The organism is Hymenobacter nitidus (genome assembly GCF_020447315.1).
Taxonomy (GTDB): domain Bacteria; phylum Bacteroidota; class Bacteroidia; order Cytophagales; family Hymenobacteraceae; genus Hymenobacter; species Hymenobacter nitidus.
The window spans coordinates 43,805-63,463 of record NZ_JAJADQ010000010.1 but is presented as its reverse complement, the minus strand read 5'-3'; the positions used below and the strand labels follow the sequence as shown (position 1 = coordinate 63,463).

Below are 19,659 nucleotides of genomic sequence, written 5' to 3'. Positions count from 1 at the left end.
TTACTTCTGCCAACCAAAAAAAGCCCCGCCAGATCTGGCGGGGCTTTTTTTTGTGCATATGCGGCACTATTACTTCTTGGCAGCGGCGTCGCGCAGGGTGCGGATTTCGTTGTGCGCGGCCTGAATGCCCTGGTATTGCTTTTCGATGATGGTCTTGAGCTGGCCGGGCAGGCCTTCCGCTTTCAGGGCCGTCTGGTACGCTTTTACGGCGTAGTCTTCGCCCCGCTCGCACTCGTTGAGGATGCTTTCCCGGCTCTTGCTGGTAATGGCGGCCTTCAGGTTGATAAAGGCGCGGTGTACGGTGCCCGTAATCGAGCTTTCCTCGTCGGCTTTCAGGTTGAGCTGGTGCATCTGGTCTTCCAGCTCGGTCAGGAAACCGTCGCGCTGCACGGCGTATTTCTTGAATACCTGTTTCAGATCATGATCATCAACATCGGTGGTGGCAGTGGAGTAGCCTTTTTCGCCGTCTTTCAGCGTTTCGAGTAGTTCGTTGAGCAGGGCTTGGGTTGCTTTGGCTTCCATGAGTAGGTCAGTGAATTGTGGGGTTGTGGATACGAAGAATATGAAGGTCTTTACTGCTGGAAAGTCGTTTAGGTTGCAAACCAGCAGTTGGAAGACTTTATATAAGTGCTATTCCATGTTAAAAAAGTATTATAAAAGCGCTAGGTAACACCGCTTGCACATCGTGTCGGCCTCCCGTTAACCACTAACCGCAACACCCTGGAGTACAATAGTTGTCCGGTATTTTGCACCCGGTTCTGAGCCCTTAGTAAAGAGCAGGTTAACGGCAGTACGTAGCACCCAGCGTCGTACTCGGCCAGCTTCGTAAGCCACTCAAGTGCCTTACCCCAGGCGCCGCTGCCCGCCCGCTAAGCCTGGCTCATGGCCTGTCCGGCCAGAAAGCCAGTGGTCCAGGCCGCCTGGAAATTGAAGCCCCCGGTGATGCCGTCAATGTCGAGCACCTCGCCGGCAAAGTACAGGCCCGGGTGTCGGCGGCTTTCCATAGTTTTCATATTGACTTCACCCAGTACCACGCCCCCGCAGGTCACAAACTCTTCCTTAAAAGTGGTTTTGCCCCGCACTGCCAACGGCATGCGTAGCAGCAGCTCGATTAAGCGGTTCTGGGGCTTGGCGGGCAGCTCACTCCACCGGGTTTCAGCCCCGATTCCGGCCTGCTCTACCAGCGCCCGCCACAGGCGCTGGGGCAGGCCCAGCAGCGGATTGACGAGCACTACTTTCCGGCCGTTTTCGTCCCGGTAGGTGTGTAGCCACTGGCGCAGGCTTTCTTCGTTTTGCGGCGGAATCCAGTTGACTAGGGCCGTGCCGGTGTACTGCAGCTCGTGCAGGCGGCGTGCGCCCCAGGCCGAGAGCTTGAGGACTGCCGGTCCGCTGACGCCCCAGTGGGTAATCAGCAGCGGACCTTCGTAGTCGAGCTTTTCGCCGGCAATAACCACCCGGGCCAGGGGCACGCTCACGCCCATCAGCTCTTTTAACGGCGACTCAGGCACGTTGAAGGTAAACAGGGACGGCACCGGCTCAGCAATGGTGTGGCCCAGGTTGCGCAGCCAGTTGTAGCCTTCCGACTTGGGCACGCCGCCCGTGGCCACCAGCAGGCGGTGGGCTGTCAGGGTTTGGGCGTGGGTGCCGGTGAGCTGCACCCGGAAGCCCCCCTCAGGAAGGGGCTCCAGGTGCTCGGCGTTGGTGTTGAGCAGCAACTGCACGCCGGCCGTGCGGGCCGCTTCCAGCAGGCACTGCGCAATGGTTTCGGAGGAGTCGGTGGTGGGAAACATGCGGCCGTCGGCTTCCGTTTTGAGCGCCACGCCGCGCTGCTCAAACCAGCGCACCGTATGCTGGGCCCCAAACTGCTGAAAAGGCTCTTTAAGTTTTTTGCCGCCCCGCGGATAGTGCTGCACCAACTGCGCGGCCGAAAAGCAGGCGTGAGTCACGTTGCAGCGGCCCCCGCCCGATACCCGGACTTTGCTCAGCAGCTTACCCGTTTTCTCGACCAGATATACGCGGGCCGCGGGGTTGGCCTCCGCGCAGGCAATTGCCCCAAAAAAGCCGGCCGCCCCGCCGCCCAGCACAACTACCGTAAGTTTCGTTGTATTCACCCCGCAAAGATAACCCACGGAGAAGGATGAATCCTGCTTAAGCGGGGCCTAACAATGCGCCAGGGCGGCCAGCAGGTCGTCGTGGGCAAACTCGTAGTGCAGAGTCTGGCGAATCAGGGTGCTGTCGATGATTTTGCCGCCCGCGGAAACCGCCTGAAAAACCGGGGTGTCGAGCCCGAGCTGACGGGCCGCGGCGGCGTAAAACTCGCGGCGGGGTAGGTGCTGGGCGGCGCTGGCATTGAAGGTATAGCCCCAGCGCTGCTGCCGGATAATGCTGATAAGCAGACCGATGCAGTCGTCGAGGTGAATCAGGTTGACGGGTGCGTCCCCGTTGGGCACATCCTGCCGGCCCGCCAGAAAACGGCCCGGCGGCCGGTCGGGGCCCATCAGGCCGCTGAGGCGCACCACCGTGGTTTGCCACTGGCCCTGCGCCGACATAAACTGCCCCTCGGCCCGCAGCAGGTCGGAGGCTGCTTCGGCGGAGGCCACGGCATCGGCTTCGCTCATGCGCCGGGGCTCGTCGGGATATACGCTCGTGGAGCTGACAAACAGCACCTGCTTCACGCCCGTGGCGGCCACGGCGCTGCCCACCGGCCGCAGCAGTGCCGGGTAGCCGCCCGGGCCCACTTTGCTCGGCGGAATATTCAGCACCAGCACATCCACGCCGCTGAGCATGGCGCGCAGCGTGTCGGCGTCGGTGGCGCTGAAATCGGGGCCCAAACGCAGCAGATACGGCGTAATACCGGCGTCACGCAGAGTCAGCAGTTGCTTGGGCGTGGTGGTGGAGCCTACCACGGGGTAGCCGGCCGCCACGAGGCTTTTGGCCAGGGGCAGGCCCAGCCAGCCGCAGCCAAGCACGGCAATAGTGGGAAGGGCAGAAGGAGTTGGAGCGGTCATCTGGGGCCAAAGGTGGTAAAAAATCCTTCTTCTCGGTTTAGTTGGGGGCAAAGCCAACAATTACCGTTCTTGCAGCTTTCCATCCTTCCCTCATTACTCTCCCTTTCTATGTCTGCGTACACTCAACCCATGCTCCGTGACAATGCGCTCCAAGGCAAAACCATCGTCGTGACCGGCGGCGGCACCGGCCTGGGCCGGGCCATGACCACGTATTTTCTGCAACTGGGCGCCAACGTAACCATCAGCAGCCGCAAGCTCGACGTGCTGGAAAAAACGGCCGAGGAGCTGCGTCAGCAAACCGGCGGCAAGGTGCTGGCCGTGCAGTGCGACGTGCGCAAATACGACGAGGTAGAAAACATGCTGCAGCGCACCATCGACGAGTTTGGCGGCGTCGACGTGCTGCTGAACAATGCGGCCGGCAATTTCATTTCGCCCACTGAACGTCTGTCGCACAAGGCTTTCGACGTGATTGTGGACATCGTGCTGCGCGGTTCCTACAACTGCACCCTGGCTTTCGGCAAGCGCTGGATTGCCGATAAGAAGCCCGGTACCATCCTCAATATCGTTACCACCTACGCCTCCGTGGGCTCGGCCTACGTGGTGCCCTCGGCCGCGGCCAAAGCCGGCGTGCTGGCCATGACCCGCTCACTGGCCGTGGAATGGGCCAAGTATGGCATCCGTTCCAATGCCATTGCCCCCGGCCCGTTCCCGACGGAAGGTGCCTGGAGCCGCCTGTTTCCGGCCCCACTGGCCGCCAAGCTCGATCCGGCCGCTTCGGTGCCGCTCAAGCGCGTGGGCGAGTACCAGGAGCTGGCTAACCTGGCCGCCTACCTCGTATCCGATTTCTCGGCTTACGTCAACGGTGAAGTCGTGACCATCGACGGGGGCGAGTGGCTCAACGGAGCCGGCGAGTTCAATAAGCTGGAGCTGATTCCGGCCCCCATGTGGGACGAAATTGAGAAGGCCATGCGCCGCTAGTATTCTATTGACAAATAAACCCGTACTGTTGTGCTTCCTTCCGGAGCCGCCGTTTCGGACTATACTTTCCTTACCCCAATTTATTCACCATGACCACTACCCCCGACCAAAACGCTCATTCGCAGGAAGAGCCCCAATACCCCGAAATCTCGCTGGAAAAGGCCCAGGCCCGAATCACCAAATGGCTGACTGAGGCCCAGAGCATTCAGTATTTCCAGGAGCACCCTGAGGATATTCCACGGGCCATCCTGGTCAAGCACGAAGACCTGGACGGCCTGCGGAAGAATTTTCCGGAAGCGTCGGGCATCCGTATCTACTTCGGACTGGAAGAGTTTGAAGGCAAGATGCGGCTGATCGGCTCGGTGGTGCCCGTGGAGGAGGAGGAAGGTCAGTACAACGACGTCATCCTCAGCGACGGGGCGAAAAGCTCGATTTACGACTTCACGTCGCCTTGCCCCATTTTTTGCGGTAAGCCCAGCCCCATGCACGTATAGGTTTGATGGCGCCGGAGTCTGGTTTTGTTCAGGCCAGCTATTTCTACGTTGGCATATTTCTGCCGGCCTCCGTCCTGATTCCGCTGAGCATAGGCGCGTACCGTCGCGTCTATGCTCAGCCCGAATTGCGGGCCGTGTTTCTGTATCTGCTCGTTGCGGGGGCTACCAACATCCTGGCCAAGCTGCTGGGGGAAGCCCGCCTCAACAACCTGCCGCTGCTGCACATCTATACTATTGTCGAGTTTCTGCTCCTGCTGAGCTACTACGGCAAAATTCTGCGGCACCCGGTATTGGGTCGGGCCCTCGGCTGGCTTAGCATTGCCTTTCCGGTGGCCGCCGTTCTGAATTTCCTGCTCGTGCAGGACATCTTCACCTTCAACTCCTATCCCCGCTCGGTCGCGGCCGTAGTAGTGGTGGCCCTGGCGGTGTTCTACTTCTTTGCCGAGGAAGCCCGCAAAGGCCCGCACGGCCAGGCCAACCGCTGGATTAATTTCGGCTTGCTGCAATATTTCGGAAGCTCTATATTTATGTTTGCCTTCTCCAACGTGCTCTACCAGCACGCCAGCCGCCAGGGGCAGTTTATCATCGGCCTGTTCCACGCCACGCTGGTTCTGATTATGTATATTCTATTCTCCTTCGGGTTTCTAAGCCTTGGAAAACGGCGATAATATCTACCTGCTGATTATGCTCAGCATGGTTGCCACGTTCGGCATCATTGTTTCCTTCGTACTGCTGCATTTCCGCAACCTGAACCGGCTTTCGGTCCAGGCCGAGGCACTGCAGCAGGCCCAGATTCAATACCAGCAGAAGCTGCTGGAGGCCGTTATCGAGTCGCAGGAAGCCGAGCGGCGGCGAATCGGGCAGGATTTGCACGATGACGTGGGCACGGCCCTGTCGAACCTGCGCATGACCGTGGAGCTGTACCAGCAGCGGGACGGCTTCGCGGCCGACCCTACCGCCTTTATCAGCACCTGCAAAACCATTATCGACAAGGTGATGGGGGAGGTACGGCAGATTTCGCACAACCTCTCACCCGTCAGCCTGAACCTGTACGGCTTCACGGAGGCCGTGGAAGAGCTGGCCGACATGCTCAACAATGGCGGCCGCCTGCGCTGCTCCCTCGATAATGAAGCTGCCGCCCTGCTCGACGCGCTGCCCGCCCCGCAGGCCACGGCCCTCTACCGCGTGGTGGAAGAGCTGCTCAACAATGCCATCAAGCATTCCGGGGGGCAGCACGTGGCCTTGAAGTTCTACTTCGAGCCCAATGCCCTGGTTTTTTCCTGCCACGACGACGGCCAGGGCATGCGCTGGGAACCCGCCAGCAAAAAAGGCATGGGGCTGCACAATATTGAAAGCCGGCTGACCATCTTGCAGGCCACCTACACGGTGCACACGGCCCCCGGCGCCGGCTTCGGATTTGTGGCCCGTCTTCCGCTATAACCTGCTTATTCACAACTTATTCTATCCTTTCGCATGAGTGTTTCCGCTAAGATTCGCCTGGCTGTCGTCGACGACCAGAACCTGTTTCGTGAAAGCCTGATTGCCCTAATTGGCTACGAGCCCGATTTTGAGCACGTAGCCGAAGCCAGCGACGGGGCAGCCTTTCTGGACGTGTGCGCCCGGCTGCCCGCCCTGCCCGACATCGTGCTGATGGACATGAACATGCCCGGCCTCAACGGGGTAGAGCTCAACGAGGCGCTCCAGCGTCAGTACCCCACCGTGAAGGTGATTGTGCTGTCGGTGCACACCCAGGAGCGGCTGATGGCCAAGATGATAACGGCGGGAGCAGTAGGCTACCTGGCCAAAAACTGCAACAAGGATGAGCTGGTGCAAGCCATTCGGTCAGTGCACCGCACGGGCTTCTACATGAGCCCGCAGGTGCTCAAAGCCATTCAGCAAACCCATACCTACCGGCCGGCTTCGAGCCTGCTGCCGGGCGGCGCCGACCTGACCAACCGCGAGAAGGAGGTTCTGCAGCTGATCTGCCAGGAATATTCCAACGCCGAAATTGCGGAGAAGCTGTTTTTGAGCGTGCGCACGGTGGAAGGGCACCGCAATAACCTGCTGCTGAAAACCGGCTGCCGCAACACCGCCGGCCTGGTCTTATTCGCGGTTAAAAACCAGCTCTACGACGTGCTGCTGTAGGCTGGCACCGCCGCGGAAACGGGTTGCGGCGCCAGCCCGCTCGACGAGCAAACCGCGAAACTCAGAATATCCAAAGCCCCGGTCCGGGCGTGGTAGTAGGTAGCCTAAGCCTATGCCGCGCCCGGGCCGGGGCTTGGCGTTTGGGGCCGGGCAAGCGGGCAGCCGAGGGGAGTAGGTAGATCTACGTGCTTGCGAAATCGGGTGGTTCTGCGCTGAGAATACCTGGACCGATGCGCTTCCTTTGAATCGGTCAATGAGGGAGAATACGCCGGCCGGCCCAAAGTCACCTCCATTGCTGCGTCTGCGCAACGCCTCCGCTCTTTTCGCCCGCCCCACACCTGCTGCAAAGTGGCCTCGTGCTTACCTGAACGGGCCCTTTCACCACCTCCTAAAAACAAACGAAATGGTAACGCAAAATCAGCTGTGGCTGCAGTACATGCAGGCCCTCACGTCGAAAATTACCCTGGGCTCGGGAGAAGCCCTGCAGGTAGTATATCCATACATCACCTGGGATTGGGGCGGCCGCTCACCCATGGCCGACTCGTTTTCCTACGAAGAGTGGATGGCGCTGAACGTCGTGCCCGCCGACCCGACCCAGAACAGCAACTCCAGCGCGGCCGCTTCCCAGTCGGGGTTCGACCAGGCCTACAGCAACTGGTTTAACACGCTGGCTATCGGCGACCTGGACAAGGACCAGCACTATCAGTCGTTGCAGGATCAGTACAACGCGGCGGCCACCAAGTATACCCAGGACTACCAGAATGCCCAGAATACCTGGACCAACCAAACCGGCGGCACGGGCCCTACGCTGGCCGCTTGGCTGGCATTGCCGCCCCAAATTGCGCTGAGCGGGCAGCTGAACGAAGACCTGCAGAACCTGACCGGTATGCAGACCGAGCTGGATAACTACCGCAACCAGATCAAAACGCCGGTAGCTACCATTGCCAGCGAGTACAGCAACGCCAGCTACCAGGGCGCCGTGACCGATCCGAACTCGGGCAAATCTGTGACGGTGAAGCTGTGGAATACCGACCCCATTAACCCTTTTACCTACGTTGAAACCATCACCGACAATAATTTCGGGGGCGATGCGACCAAAGGAAAAGCAGATAGCATCACCTTCGATGCCAGTTCGGAGCAGTACACCAACAACGAAGTATATGGAGAAGGCGGCGGAGCGGCCTTTCTGGACTTTATTTCCATTGAGGGCGAAGGCTCGTACCAAAAGATTGACTGGACGAGCTTCTCAGAGAGCTACAACATCTCCATTCAGTGGCAGGATCTGGGCACGGTCACGGTGAGCCCGGAGGCCTGGTACGCCGGCGCTAATATTACCTCGTACGGCGAAGGGCCGTATGCCACGGGCTTCTCTGCCTTCAAATCGGGCAACGACAACTATTTCTTCGGCGAAGGCGGGGCCTTGAGCCGCATCTACACCAAGATGATTGTGGCCTACCGCCCTACCATCACCATCGACGCCAGCGAATCGTTTGCCAGCTACCTCTACGAGCAGTGGCAGACCGAAGCCGGCATCGAAATCGGGCCCTTCTTCTTTGGTGGCAAAGCCGGGGGCTCCAGCCAGCAGTCAACGGCCAGCGTGAGCAACGGGCAACTCGTGATTCAGTCGATGTCGGACTGGCCGCTGATTGTCGGAATGGTTTCGGCCTGGACGCTGGCGCCCCAGCCGGAAGGCGTGGCCCAAGTAAGCCAGACCGCATCGGCCGCTAAGTAATACTATCTATCCGCTATCCATACAAGACCTATGGGTGAGGGCCGGCCTCGGCTGTCGGCCCGGAAAGGCCCTTGCCCCCAGGCTTTTGTAGCCAAACCAAACCGCATATGCCAACAGCAGTCGATTTATTTCGCAGTGGAAACGCCACTGGCCCGCGCATGGATAATGTGCGCCCCCAGGATATCCCGACCCGCGACCAGGGCGGGGTGCCGTGGGTAGACCCCAACACGGGTGGCATCTCGACCTCTTCCGCCGCCGCCGGACTAGGGCGCCCCGTATGGAAGCTCACCTCGGGCTATAACTACAACGGCAACCTGGTGGTGGCCAATGACCACGGCAACCACTACCTTTGGTCGCCGCGCATCGCCATGACGCTGGCCGATTTTAAGGCGCTCCTGGCTCTGGTAAACCCGTCGTTCGTTCGGATCTAGAAATTTAAAGCAGAACTCCTATGAACCTGTCACCCAAAGCCATCCGCTTCCTTATTCAAGCCATCAACGTTCAGCAGGAACGCTTCACCGAGCAGCTGCAAAGTGCGAACGTATCGGAGGATGATGCCGCCGATATCAGCAACGACGCCATGTACCTGAATGAAATCAAGAAGAGCCTGCAGGAGCATCACGATGGCCTGATTCAGGCGGCCCGGCCGGCCAATACGTAATTGACGCCGGGGTATAACACCAGCATCCCGGTTGCCTGGGCCCACTTACGGGGGCTCCGGGCAACCGGGATGCTGGTGTTAGGAAAGGTCATATGCGGCTTTCGTCCGCAGCGTTTCTTAGAACTTATAGTCTTTGTATTCCTTGGTGAATTCGGCGGCGGGAATGGGCTGATTGGCCACTACGTCGGAAAACTCGAACTTCTCGAACAAACCCTTGTCGTCGTTGACCTGCACCATTGTGGGCAGAAATGTCTTCTGGTCGACGCAGACGATGGTACGACGGCCGTAGCTGTTGGGCACCTGCAGGGTTTTGCCCGCCGGCACGGTTTCGCCCGCCGACAGGCCGTTGCGTTCCATAATGCGGTATTCGCCGCAGCCAAACCGGTCGGCGATGCGCGCAATGGGCTCGGCCTTGGTGGTTTTGTAGGTGACGTAGCGAAACTGCGGAAAGTCGGAGCGCAGGATGTGGCAGGCCCGGCCGGCCACCACCGAGTCGCCGGCGTAGCGGAAGCTACGCTCGTAAGCGTGGTCCTGGCGCAGGCTCGAGCCTTTGATCAGGTCGGCAATGGTGCCGAAACCCGCGCTTAGTACGCTGTGGTGCTGGTTGCGGCGCATCACGGCCCCTTTCGGGTCGAGATTGAGCGTCACGTAGGGAAACGCGTTGGGATTGACCCAGGCATCGCCGTTGTTCTGGCCCGTTACCCAGAGCACCTCAATGCCCTTTTGGTTGCGCACGTACACCTTCAGCGGGCTGAAGGCTATTTTCATGGTGGAGCGGGCCTGCTGGTAGGTGGTGCCCTGTAGTCGTTCCTGGGCCCGCACCGAGCAGCGCAGGGTTTTCAGATTTTCGATGGAGCCCGACAGGCGGGTGAGCAGCTGCTCGGTGGTAATCTTATCGGCGGGAGCGGGAGCAGCGGCAGCCAGGGCTACCAGGGAAAGAGCGGCGAAAACCGGAAGCCGGAAAATGCGAGTCATGCAGAAGTAAAAATGAGGATAGCAGGCGGGAAAATTCGCTCGGAGCCAAAACCGCGCCGGAGCTGATAAATGGTCGTTAATGGCTTAATTAAGGCTGATCCGGGGAAAGCGCGACGCTGTGCTGTCGAAGACAAACAGCTCGTCGATTTCGACCTGCAGGAAGAACCGGAACAGAGGAAACTGCTCTACGGTGGTCCGAACCGCTTCCTCACTGCTGCCGTTCATCGTAATCCAGCCCCGCGTGCGGTTGGCACTAATGGCGTAGGCTTCCACCACGTTGGCCTCTATCAGCTCATTGATTAGGTGGCGGTGCTCGGGAATCAGCGCAATGAACTCTTCGTCAAAGGAATCCGGGAAGCGGACGGTGACAACAAACTTGGCCATACGGGAGGAATCAGGTAGGAAGTAAACGCCGGCCCCCACGGTAAAGTTGGGCTTGAACCCCCTGAAAAGGCAACTTTTTACCGCCTTTAGCAGAATAGCGGGTATGCATTTCGCCCTGATAACCCCCAGCCACAACCGCCGTGAATACCTGCCCGAAGCCGTTGCCAGCGTGCAGGCCAGCGTCCACGCCCCGCTTGATTTTTCCCGGGAGCACCTCATCTACGAAAACGGCTCGACCGACGGCACCACCGAGTGGCTGCAGCAGGCGGCCCGGCAGCCCGACCAGGGCCTGCGCTACTGGAGCCACCCCGACAAAGTGCGCGCCGGCCTGGCCCGCAACCGCCTGATTGAGCAAACTGACGCGACCGCCTGGATTGTTCCCCTCGACGACGACGATATTCTGCTGCAGCGCTGCCTCTACCACTACGCCGCCCTGATTGAGAAGAGCCCTGAACCGCAGTGGTTTGTGGCCGACTTCCTGCGCATGGACCAGGACCGGCGCTACCTGCCCGGTGAGGACTACTACGCCTGGCGGTTCGACTCGCCCCAGGCTATGCTGCAGGCTATTTTCAAAGCCGAGCACTTCATTCAGGGCAACGTGTGCTACCGCCGGGCCCTGTTCGATAAAGTAGGCGGCTACGATCCGGAGCTGGCTATGGCCGAAGACCTCGACCTGTACGTGCGCTTTCTGCTGGCCGGCCACTTGCCGGTACTCTCGCCCCACATCAGCCACCTGCACCGCTTCCACAGCAGCAACGTCAGCATCGGCGTCGATGCCGACAAGCACGGGGAGGATCTGCGGGTGATTTACGACAAGTACGCCGAGCAGCTACGGGCGCTGGGCGTGGAGCGGCCGGGGTAAGCGCTACTCGTTGTACACCACACCGCCTTTCACGACCAGCTTCACTTGGCGCAGGGCCGTAATTTGCTGGGTCGGGTCGCCCTCCACGGCTACTAAGTCGGCCAGCAGACCGGGCTGAATCCGGCCGCGGTCCGGTAGGTGGAACGTGCGGGCGTTGCCGCTGGTCTGGGCCCGCAATACTTCCAGCGGGCTGAAGCCGAATTCCTGCACCAGTAGCTCGGCTTCTCGGCTGTTGTCGCCGTGGCGGAACACGCCCACGTCGCCGCCCACCACAATGGTGACGCCGCTTTTGCGGGCGGCCTGCACGCTTTGGCGCTTTTGCTGCACTCGTTCGGGCTCGGGGCCGGAGCCTTTTTTCCAGCCCTGGTATTGCGAAATGGCGTCGCCGGCGGCCACGGTGGGGCACAGGGCCACCCCGCGCTGCTTCATCAGCTTGAACACTTCCGCCGTGCCCGCGTCGCCGTGCTCGATGGTTTCGACGCCGGCCAGCGTGGCCCGGCGCATGCCTTCGGGTGTGGAGGCGTGGGCTACCACGGGCCGGCCGGCGCCTTTGGCGGTCTGCACAATCAGGGTTAGCTCATCCTGCGAGAATGTGGGCCGGGAAGGCTCGCCCTTGCCCCAGCGGTAGTCGGCATATACCTTGATAATATCGGCGCCCCGCCCGATTTGCTCCCGCACGGCCCGCACGATGCCATCTACGCCATCGGCTTCCTGCGCGCCCTGAGGCACGTGCACGTCCACGGAAAGCTTGGGGCCGTAGCTGCCCGTGGCCACCAGGGCGCGGGTGGCCACCAGCAGGCGCGGACCCGGAATAAGACCCTGATCAATAGCCTGTTTCAGGCCCACATCGGCATAATCGGCGCCCTCGGTGCCCAGGTCGCGGGCGGTGGTGTAGCCGGCCAGCAGCGTGGCGCGGGCGTGGGCCGTAGCCCGGGCCACGCGCAGGGCCTGCGACTCCAGCAGCACCTGGTCGTTCCAGGTGGTTTCGTTGTAGGGGTGCAGCAGCAGGTGCGAATGGCCTTCGATGAGACCGGGCAGCAAGGTTTGGCCCGGTAACTCTACCGTGCGGGCCCCCGCCGGCGCGCTGATTTGCGAAGCCGGGCCGGCGGCTTTGATTTTGTCGCCTTCCACCAGTACAGCCCAGTCCGCGTGCATGGTTTCGCCGTCGAAAACGGCGGCGGGGCGCAGCAGCAGTGAGGAAGGTTTGCTGCTGGGGACTGGGCTTTGAGCCACGGCCGGGCAGCTAAGCACCCCGAGCAGGAGGCCGAAAGCAAGGTGGCGAAGTTCCGAAGTCACGTTCAAGCAGGTCGGCATTGGGATAGAGTTAGCGCAACGGTTACTTCTTGTCACGGCCCATTTTCTCGTATGCCTTTTTAGTAAGAATGACGACGCTCTGCGTGCTGGCGTCAAATATCGACACGTACTCGCGCCCAACAACCAGGTGACGGGGCACGGGAAAAGCATCCTGGAAGAGCAGCAAAGAACAGATGTCGGTAGCGGTAATGTAGGGGTGAGCGGGCAGGTGGGAGTGCATGCCCGTAGTTACCTGCTGGCCTTCGGGTAGCTTCATGGGCAGATAGCTGGTATGGAGCCGTTCAACCGAGCGCACTTGCAAATCCCGGCCTATCTGCATCAGAATATCGTTGCCAATCGGGAGCACCCCGCCTTGCTGCGGGCCCGTAAGCACATAAGCCCGGATAGTATTGCCCTGCTCCAGGATAGCCACGTTGGGGTGCGTATTCTCCGGAAAATCATACGGAGCACCCGCGACTTTATGTGCCGTAAGCTCTCCCATGACGTGCCGCCGAACCGTGAAGAGTTTCTGCTCTGTAGCAGAAGCGGGCCGGGTTTTCAGCTGGCGGCCGGCCCTAGGTTCAATAGCACCTTGTGGAAAGCTGAAAATATAGCGGGCCAGCAGCGGGGCCGTGTCGGAAGCTTGCTGAAAGAACACCGTCCGCAACGAGTCGCCTTCGGCGTAGGACAGGTACCCGACCACATCGGCCAGATCTGGTTTACGGGCCATGAGCAAGTCGGTAGCCACCCAGGACGCTCGCTCGGAGCGGTAAAGGGCCAAACCTTCCTGCAGAATATTTTGCTCTATGGCGTGAAGGTCAGGTTTTTGCGCCCAGGCCGGCTGGGTCAGGAGCATGCCCAAGGCTATGCGCAATACATTTTTCATGGAGCCGGGAAATAATACGCCCGCTGGAAATTAGACATTCCAGCGGGCGTTGCAGCATGTGAGCCGTAAATAGTGGACTAGGCTTTTACCTTGGCCGCTTTTTGCTTCACTTTCATTTTCTTGACTTCCTTGCTCGGTTCGGGGGCCGCAGTGCCGTTGGGCCCGCCTACCAGCGTCATTTCCTTCACCAGGTGGCCAGCGCCGGCGTATTTGTCGACCACGAACAGCATGTAGCGCACATCCAGCGTGATGTTGCGCACCCGGTCGGGGTCGAACATGATGTCGCTCATAGTGCCTTCCCAGTTGCGGTCGAAGTTAGTGCCAATCAGCTCGCCGCTGCCGTTGATGACGGGCGAGCCGGAGTTGCCGCCGGTGGTGTGGTTGGTGGCAATAAAGGCCACGGGCACCGTGCCGTTCAGGGCATAGGGGCCGTAATCCTTGGTATTGTAGAGCTCTACCAGGCGGGCCGGCACCTCAAAGTCGGGGTTGGTGGGGTCGGCTTTTTCCATGATGCCGTCGAGGGTAGTGTAGTAGTCGTACTTCACGCCGTCGGCAGGCTCGTAGGTGGCTACCTGGCCGTAGGCCACGCGCAGGGTCGAGTTGGCATCGGGGTAGAACTTCCGGTCGGTTTGCATCTGGCGCAGGCCGGCCACGTAGGTGCGCTGCAGCAGGGCAATCTGGTCGGTGTGCGTGGTATACGTCGGCAGAATAGCCGCGCGGTAGTTCGTGATGATGGCCGAGGCCAACTGGGCGGCGGGGTCGTCGGCGAGGGCGCGCACGTTGCCTTTGGCTACTTCATCGAGCACGGCCTGGGCACTGGCTTCACTCGTGAGCTTCGACTTGCTGTAGAGAGAGTTAACGTAGGTGGCCCAGCCCGTTTTACCGGGGTATTGCTTCTGCAGGTTCTTCACGTAGGCCGGCAGCAGGGCCGTGGGCGTACCTTCCGCGTAGAGGGGCAGCAGCGCCGTGGCCACCTTCTGGTCGGTGGCGGCGGTGTAGTTGCGGAAGAAGCCGGCTACGCCCTTTTTGGCCCGGGCTACGGCGGTGGCCAACTCCTCGGCCGAGGCTTTTTTCTCTACCATATCTACCAGCGGCAGCAGGCTGTTGGCATACGCCAGCAGCTCCACGCCCAGGGCAGCTTCGGTTACGTAGTCGCGGGCCAGAGTGTAGTCGCGCACGGCCCGGTAGTTTTTCTCCAGCTGGGGCAGCAATGGGCCATAGGCCGCTTTCTGGGCTTCGGTGCCGGCTTGGGCCCACTGCGTAAACTTGGCTTCCTGCTCCTGCTTGCGGGTCACGGCGTCGAGCTTTTTTAGGCCCCGGGTTTCGCCAATCCACTTTTTCCAGTAGTTGGCAATGCCGGCGTACTTGGCTGCGTACTGAATCCGCACTTTGTCGGAGGCCTTCATGTCCTGGTCCAGGATACGCAGCTTGGCGTCGCGCACCTTTATCTTGGCCGGGTTCGACAGGGAGTATACCTCATCCACGCCCCAGGAAGTGAGGTATTCGTTGGTGCGACCGGGAAAGCCGAATACCAACGTGAAGTCGCCGGGCTTGATGCCGTTGAGGGAAATGGGCAGGTGGTGGCGCGGCTTGAAGGGCTTGTTGTCCTTGGAATACGCGGCGGGCTTGTTGTCGGGGCCGGCGTAGATGCGGAAGATCGAAAAGTCGCCGGTGTGGCGGGGCCAGGCCCAGTTGTCGGTGTCGCCACCAAACTTACCGATGCTGCTCGGGGGCGCACCCACTAGGCGGATGTCCTCAAACACCTCCGTGACGAACATGTAGTACTCGTTGCCGTTGTAAAAAGGCCGAATAAACGACTGGTAGTGCGTGCCTTGCACGGCGGCCTGGGCCACGCGGGCAATGTTGCCCTGCACCAGCTTTTCGCGGTCGGCCTCGGTGATGTTGCTCGTGGGCACACCGGCCAGCACCTGGCTGGTCACATCTTCCATGCGCACAATGAAGGTGGCCGTCAGGCCCGGGTTGGGCAGCTCCTGGTCCCGGTTCATGGCCCAGTAGCCGTTGGTGAGGTAGTCTTTCTCCACCGACGAATGCTGCTGAATCTGGCCGTAGCCGCAGTGGTGGTTGGTCAGCAGCAGGCCCTGGTCGGAAATAATTTCGCCGGTGCACCCGCCGCCAAACTGCACCACGGCGTCTTTCAGGCTGCCCTGGTTCACGCTGTAAATCTGCTCGGCGGTGAGCTTGAGGCCTTTGCTTTGCATGTCGGCCTCGTTGAGCTGCTTGAGCAGCAGCGGCAGCCACATGCCTTCGTCGGCGCGGGCCGGCAGGCAGGAAAGGAGAGTAAGGGCCAGCAGAGCCAGCCGGGAAGTAAGGCGCATAGAGGTGGAGTGGGTGAGCGGAAAGGAATAAGCCGCCGTAGCGCGGCCGGCACAAATTTCGCAGTTTTTCGGTGAGCAGAAGCTACTGAGCAAAGTCACCAAAAAAGAAACCCCGACGCACGGCGCCGGGGTTCGGGAAGTATGCTACATGTGGAGCCGGCTGCTACGAATGGCCCAGCTCGGCCACGGCGGGCGTGGCTTTGTCCGTGTCGACGGCTACGGCCGCGGGCACGTCCTTCACCGCCTCACCGGCTTCAATAGCGTGGGTCCGTTCCCACTCCCGGAACTTGGTAATCTCGTCCTGAAACGAGCCTACGAACCAGCTCATCAGGCTCAAATCGTCCAGAAAACCCACCACGGGAATAAAGTCGGGCACCAGATCCAGGGGCGAAAGGGTGTAAAGCAGCACACCCAGGCCGGAAAGAATCGTCTGGGTTTCAATCTGGCGGTAGGAGCCGCCCACGTAGCTTTTTACCATGCGCACCACGGTCAGCATTACGTCGAGCAGCTGCCGGAACTTGTTGTCGCCGCTTTTCTTGTCGGCCAGCTTATTGGCTACTTCATTGAGCACCAGCACCACTTTGAACGGGCGTCCCAGCAGCTTACCGGCGCGGTTGATAAAGACGCTGAACAGGGCGTTTTTGGAAATCGAAAATCCTTTTTCGGCGAGTGACGACATAGGAGAGAGGTTAGGAAGAAGATTTGCTGCGTGTACGCAGCCCCAGGCCGGGAAGTTGGTTACCTTCGCCCCGCCACCAAGCTCCTCCGTTCTATGTCGATGACCACCCGGCCCGTGCAGGGCCAGTTTTTGCCCTACGCCGCTACCTACATCCGCCACATTCCCGAGGGAGCCGACCCGCTGCAGATGCTGCAGGAGCTGCCCGCCCAGCTGACCCAGCTCGTGGGCCAGCTCACCGACGAGCAGGCCCGCTTTGCCTACGCACCGGGCAAGTGGACCATCAAGGAAATGCTGGTCCACATCATCGACACCGAGCGGATTTTTGCCTACCGCGCCCTGCGGTTCTCCCGCAACGACCACACCGACCTGCCCGGCTACGAGCAGGACGACTACGTGCCTGAGTCGGGCGCCAACGACCGGAGCCTGAGCGACATCCTGCACGAGTACAGCACGGTGCGGGCTGCCACGCTGTCGTTGTTTCAGTCGTTTACGCCCCGGCAGCTCGAACGGGTCGGGACGGCCAACGGCGGCCCGACTAGCGTGCGGGCCCTGCTTTTCATCGTGCCCGGCCACGAGCTACACCACTACAGCATCCTGCGGGAGCGGTATTTGCCCCTGCTGGCATAAAGGCCTTTTACACAACACCCGCGCGCCTCATTGCGTTAGGAATCTGAATACACCTTTCTACCCCAAACCCATTCTGCATCATGGCTAAAGCACAAGAACCCCGCAAAGAGAAGAAAAAGGAGCCTGCCAAAACCACCAAGGAGAAAAAGGCGGCCAAGGACGAAAAGAAACGCGCCAAGAACAGCAGCAGCGAATAAGCTCCACTGCGCGTTTGCTAGTACCACGCGAAAATCCCCGCTGCTTCTTTCGGAGGCAGCGGGGATTTTTGCGCTGCAAAGGTGGGTTGCTACAGCGTGTAGTAGGGTTCTTTCTCCTTGTCGTGGTGGCGGATGTAGCCGTGCAGCACCAGCTTAATCAGCGTCTGGTAGGCGCGGCGCTTGCCCAGGTTGCCCAGCCGCATGTACTGGCCCAGCGTAATGCGCGGATGCTTGCGCAGATAGTCCAGCACGGCCAGCTCGTGGCGGTTGAGCGGGATTTTCTCGAACTGCTGCGGCTCCTGGCGTTCCAGCAGCTTCTCGGTCAGGCCGCTGGTTTGCACGCTCTCATCGCGCACGCGCACGTAGCCCCGCCAGTCGCCCTCGGCTATCTGGGCCCGGTGCGGCTTGTGGCGGCTTTCGGGCACCGTCACGATGAGTACCACGCGGCCGTCTTCCTCTACTTCGGCAAAGTGCAGCTCAATCGGTGGGTCGATGTACTGCTCGGCGGCCAGGCGCAGCACGTACTTTTCCTCTTCCGCGTCGCGCACGCCCACAATGCGGCCATCATCCTCCACGCCCACCAGCACGTGCCCGCCGTGGGTGTTGGCCAGCGAGGTCAGGGTGCGGGAAATGCGGGTGGGGTGCGTGGTCTTCTTCTTGAATTCAAGCCGCTCACCTTCCCCGTGCTTTATGAGTTGCTGCAGTTCCGACATGTGCATAGTGTCCGAAGGTGAAAAACGAAAGCCCCGGCAATGGTCGCCCGGCTATGGTACGGATGCCGTCGCCCGGGAAGTTACTCCAGGCCCGCTTCCTCTTCCGAAATACGCCATAGGCGGCTGGCCTCGGCGCGGTTGCGGGCCGTGCCCGAGCTGCGGGCCGGCTTGTTGTTCTTAAAATAACGGCCGCTGATGGTAGCCACGCTGGGGTCGGTGGCCAGGTAGATACTGGTTTGAGCCCCGGCTTCCGGCTTTACCATCAGGGGGCGGGCCAGCAGCCACATCAGCTTTAGCAGCCGCGAGCTGCGCGGGTTCACCAGGCCGGTATCCACAATGCCGGGGTGCAGACAGTTGGCCGTAATGCCGGTCAGCTCCAGGCGGTGGGCCAGCTCATTGGTAAATAGAATGTTGGCCAGCTTCGAGTCGCAGTACGCCGTGAAGGGGCTGTACTTTTCCCGGTCGTTGCGAAAATTCTGCGCCGGCTCAATCTCGCCCAGCCAATGGGCCTCCGACGCTACATTGATAATGCGGGCCGCGCCGGCCGCTTCCAGCAGGGGCAGCAGCAGGTTGGTCAGCAGAAACGGCGCCAGGTGGTTGGTTACCCAGCTCAGCTCATGGCCCTCTTCGGTAATGGTCAGCGGACCGGGCATAATACCGGCGTTGTTAATCAGCACATCCAGCTTCGGGTAGCGGCGCGTAACCTCAGCCGCCAGCTCGCGCACCTGCGCCAGTACCGACAAGTCGCAGAGCAGAATATCGGGCTCACTGTCGGGGCTCGTCTGCCGAATCAGGGCTTTGGTTTGCTCGGCGCGCTCCGGGCTGCGGCACACCAGCAGCAGGTGGGCGCCGCGCCGCGCCAGCTCGCGGGCCGTTATCTGCCCAATCCCGCCCGAAGCGCCGGTGATGAGTACTGTTTTTCCATCAAGTCGTTGTGAATCAGCAGGCGCGGCCATGAGCGGGCAGAAGGAGGCAGAAAAAAGCGGATGCCAGGCACTCTCTAGGGGAGGCTGGCTTGTGGGTAAACGATAAAAGGATACCGGGAAGTATTACTTTTTATCGATTGATGAGCGGGCGGGCCTGGCAACGGGAAAGGTGCCAGGCCCCGAACACGCAAAAACGGAAGCCGAAGCCCCCAAGAGAGCATCAGCTTCCGTTTTTGCAGCTCAAGGCGAATGCCTGAGTTGGTCAGCCTTAGAAGGGCAGGTCGTTGTCGTCGTCGCCGGCGATAGGCGCCGCGGGGGCCGCACGCAGGTTGGGGTTCTGGTTTTGGGCCGGGGCTGCAGCGCGGGGAGCCGCCTGCTGATTGTAGCCACCGCCAGCGGGAGCACCACCGCCCGTGCCAGCCTCGATTTTCCAGGCTTCCAGGTTGGTGAAGTACAGCATCTGGCCGTTTTTGTTGAAGCCGCGGCCACGCAGGTTGAAGGTAACTTTCACCTCGTCGCCTACTTTGTAGGAGTCGATGAGGGCCGTTTTATCTTGAACCAACTGGAACTTGATATGCTCAGGGTACTGGCCATCCTGAACTTCCAGCACAAATTCGCGCTTGCGGAATTTCTCACTCACCTGCTGTTCGTCAAAAATCTCGTGCAGGCGGCCGGTAGCGTCGTAAGCCATAAAAAAAATAGTTAAGTGGGGAAATCGGTAGTTCAAACGTACGAAAAAAAACGCGGTATGGCTATCCGGCCC

General features: G+C 60.5%; 22 protein-coding genes. 10 read left to right on the top strand and 12 right to left on the bottom strand.

Features of this window, described 5'->3' with window-relative positions:
- Nucleotides 1–69: 69 nt before the first annotated feature.
- The 3 genes from LGH70_RS17875 to LGH70_RS17865 all read right to left on the bottom strand — a co-directional run bounded on the left by LGH70_RS17875 (nt 70) and on the right by LGH70_RS17865 (nt 3,008).
- Nucleotides 70–522 carry a ferritin-like domain-containing protein gene (locus tag LGH70_RS17875; protein ID WP_226188417.1) on the bottom strand — a complete coding sequence of 151 codons (453 nt, stop codon included), beginning with the start codon at nt 520–522 and terminating at the stop codon, nt 70–72.
- A gap of 347 nt (nt 523–869) precedes the next feature.
- Nucleotides 870–2,111: a BaiN/RdsA family NAD(P)/FAD-dependent oxidoreductase gene (locus LGH70_RS17870; RefSeq protein ID WP_226188415.1), complete on the bottom strand. Its 1,242-nt coding sequence runs from the start codon at nt 2,109–2,111 to the stop codon at nt 870–872.
- Nucleotides 2,112–2,159: 48 nt separating this feature from the next.
- Nucleotides 2,160–3,008: an NAD(P)H-binding protein gene (locus LGH70_RS17865; protein ID WP_226188413.1), complete on the bottom strand. Its 849-nt coding sequence runs from the start codon at nt 3,006–3,008 to the stop codon at nt 2,160–2,162.
- Between the two features lie 108 nt (nt 3,009–3,116).
- On the opposite strand from LGH70_RS17865, the gene LGH70_RS17860 reads away from it, so the two are divergent.
- From LGH70_RS17860 to LGH70_RS17825, 8 genes are all read left to right on the top strand, one after another.
- A complete protein-coding gene (locus tag LGH70_RS17860; RefSeq protein ID WP_226188411.1) occupies nt 3,117–3,986 on the top strand; it encodes an SDR family oxidoreductase in 870 nt (289 codons plus the stop codon).
- A gap of 89 nt (nt 3,987–4,075) precedes the next feature.
- Complete coding sequence (locus tag LGH70_RS17855) at nt 4,076–4,480, top strand: hypothetical protein (RefSeq protein ID WP_226188409.1); 405 nt, start codon at nt 4,076–4,078, stop codon at nt 4,478–4,480.
- Nucleotides 4,481–4,485: 5 nt separating this feature from the next.
- Complete coding sequence (locus LGH70_RS17850; RefSeq protein ID WP_226188405.1) at nt 4,486–5,148, top strand: hypothetical protein; 663 nt, start codon at nt 4,486–4,488, stop codon at nt 5,146–5,148.
- Nucleotides 5,132–5,920: a sensor histidine kinase gene (locus LGH70_RS17845; RefSeq protein WP_226188402.1), complete on the top strand. Its 789-nt coding sequence runs from the start codon at nt 5,132–5,134 to the stop codon at nt 5,918–5,920. The genes LGH70_RS17850 and LGH70_RS17845 overlap by 17 nt, the downstream gene beginning before the upstream one ends.
- 33 nt (nt 5,921–5,953) lie before the next feature.
- Nucleotides 5,954–6,625: a response regulator transcription factor gene (locus LGH70_RS17840; RefSeq protein WP_226188400.1), complete on the top strand. Its 672-nt coding sequence runs from the start codon at nt 5,954–5,956 to the stop codon at nt 6,623–6,625.
- A gap of 403 nt (nt 6,626–7,028) precedes the next feature.
- Nucleotides 7,029–8,357, top strand: a complete 1,329-nt coding sequence (locus LGH70_RS17835) for a hypothetical protein (RefSeq protein WP_226188396.1) — start codon at nt 7,029–7,031, stop codon at nt 8,355–8,357.
- A gap of 107 nt (nt 8,358–8,464) precedes the next feature.
- Nucleotides 8,465–8,788, top strand: a complete 324-nt coding sequence (locus LGH70_RS17830) for a hypothetical protein (RefSeq protein ID WP_226188393.1) — start codon at nt 8,465–8,467, stop codon at nt 8,786–8,788.
- Between the two features lie 20 nt (nt 8,789–8,808).
- A complete protein-coding gene (locus tag LGH70_RS17825; RefSeq protein ID WP_226188390.1) occupies nt 8,809–9,018 on the top strand; it encodes a hypothetical protein in 210 nt (69 codons plus the stop codon).
- A 117-nt stretch (nt 9,019–9,135) separates the two neighbouring features.
- Here LGH70_RS17825 and LGH70_RS17820 read toward each other — a convergent pair whose 3' ends face one another.
- Together LGH70_RS17820 and LGH70_RS17815 are read right to left on the bottom strand one after the other, a co-directional pair.
- A complete protein-coding gene (locus LGH70_RS17820; protein WP_226188387.1) occupies nt 9,136–9,993 on the bottom strand; it encodes a LysM peptidoglycan-binding domain-containing protein in 858 nt (285 codons plus the stop codon).
- An 84-nt stretch (nt 9,994–10,077) separates the two neighbouring features.
- Nucleotides 10,078–10,377, bottom strand: a complete 300-nt coding sequence (locus LGH70_RS17815) for a hypothetical protein (protein WP_226188384.1) — start codon at nt 10,375–10,377, stop codon at nt 10,078–10,080.
- Between the two features lie 103 nt (nt 10,378–10,480).
- On the opposite strand from LGH70_RS17815, the gene LGH70_RS17810 reads away from it, so the two are divergent.
- The gene (locus LGH70_RS17810; RefSeq protein WP_226188381.1) at nt 10,481–11,239 is read left to right on the top strand and encodes a glycosyltransferase; all 759 of its coding nucleotides are present in this window, start codon (nt 10,481–10,483) and stop codon (nt 11,237–11,239) included.
- Nucleotides 11,240–11,242: 3 nt separating this feature from the next.
- Here the strand turns inward: LGH70_RS17810 and LGH70_RS17805 are convergent, their stop codons facing one another.
- From LGH70_RS17805 to LGH70_RS17790, 4 genes are all read right to left on the bottom strand, one after another.
- The gene (locus LGH70_RS17805) at nt 11,243–12,553 is read right to left on the bottom strand and encodes a metal-dependent hydrolase family protein (protein ID WP_226188379.1); all 1,311 of its coding nucleotides are present in this window, start codon (nt 12,551–12,553) and stop codon (nt 11,243–11,245) included.
- Nucleotides 12,554–12,575: 22 nt separating this feature from the next.
- Entirely contained in the window at nt 12,576–13,418 is an 843-nt protein-coding gene (locus tag LGH70_RS17800) for a hypothetical protein (protein ID WP_226188378.1), read from the bottom strand.
- A gap of 77 nt (nt 13,419–13,495) precedes the next feature.
- Nucleotides 13,496–15,754: a S46 family peptidase gene (locus LGH70_RS17795; RefSeq protein WP_226188376.1), complete on the bottom strand. Its 2,259-nt coding sequence runs from the start codon at nt 15,752–15,754 to the stop codon at nt 13,496–13,498.
- 163 nt (nt 15,755–15,917) lie between these two features.
- Nucleotides 15,918–16,433 carry a YkvA family protein gene (locus LGH70_RS17790; protein ID WP_226188374.1) on the bottom strand — a complete coding sequence of 172 codons (516 nt, stop codon included), beginning with the start codon at nt 16,431–16,433 and terminating at the stop codon, nt 15,918–15,920.
- Nucleotides 16,434–16,526: 93 nt separating this feature from the next.
- On the opposite strand from LGH70_RS17790, the gene LGH70_RS17785 reads away from it, so the two are divergent.
- On the top strand, nt 16,527–17,060 hold the full coding sequence (locus LGH70_RS17785; RefSeq protein ID WP_226188372.1) for a DinB family protein: 534 nt from the start codon (nt 16,527–16,529) through the stop codon (nt 17,058–17,060).
- Nucleotides 17,061–17,346: 286 nt separating this feature from the next.
- On the opposite strand, the gene LGH70_RS17780 is transcribed toward LGH70_RS17785, so the two are convergent.
- From LGH70_RS17780 to LGH70_RS17770, 3 genes are all read right to left on the bottom strand, one after another.
- Nucleotides 17,347–17,976: an ATP-binding protein gene (locus LGH70_RS17780; protein WP_226188370.1), complete on the bottom strand. Its 630-nt coding sequence runs from the start codon at nt 17,974–17,976 to the stop codon at nt 17,347–17,349.
- A 74-nt stretch (nt 17,977–18,050) separates the two neighbouring features.
- A complete protein-coding gene (locus LGH70_RS17775; protein ID WP_226188368.1) occupies nt 18,051–18,926 on the bottom strand; it encodes an SDR family oxidoreductase in 876 nt (291 codons plus the stop codon).
- Nucleotides 18,927–19,164: 238 nt separating this feature from the next.
- Entirely contained in the window at nt 19,165–19,587 is a 423-nt protein-coding gene (locus tag LGH70_RS17770) for a DUF3127 domain-containing protein (protein WP_226188366.1), read from the bottom strand.
- Nucleotides 19,588–19,659: the final 72 nt, after the last annotated feature.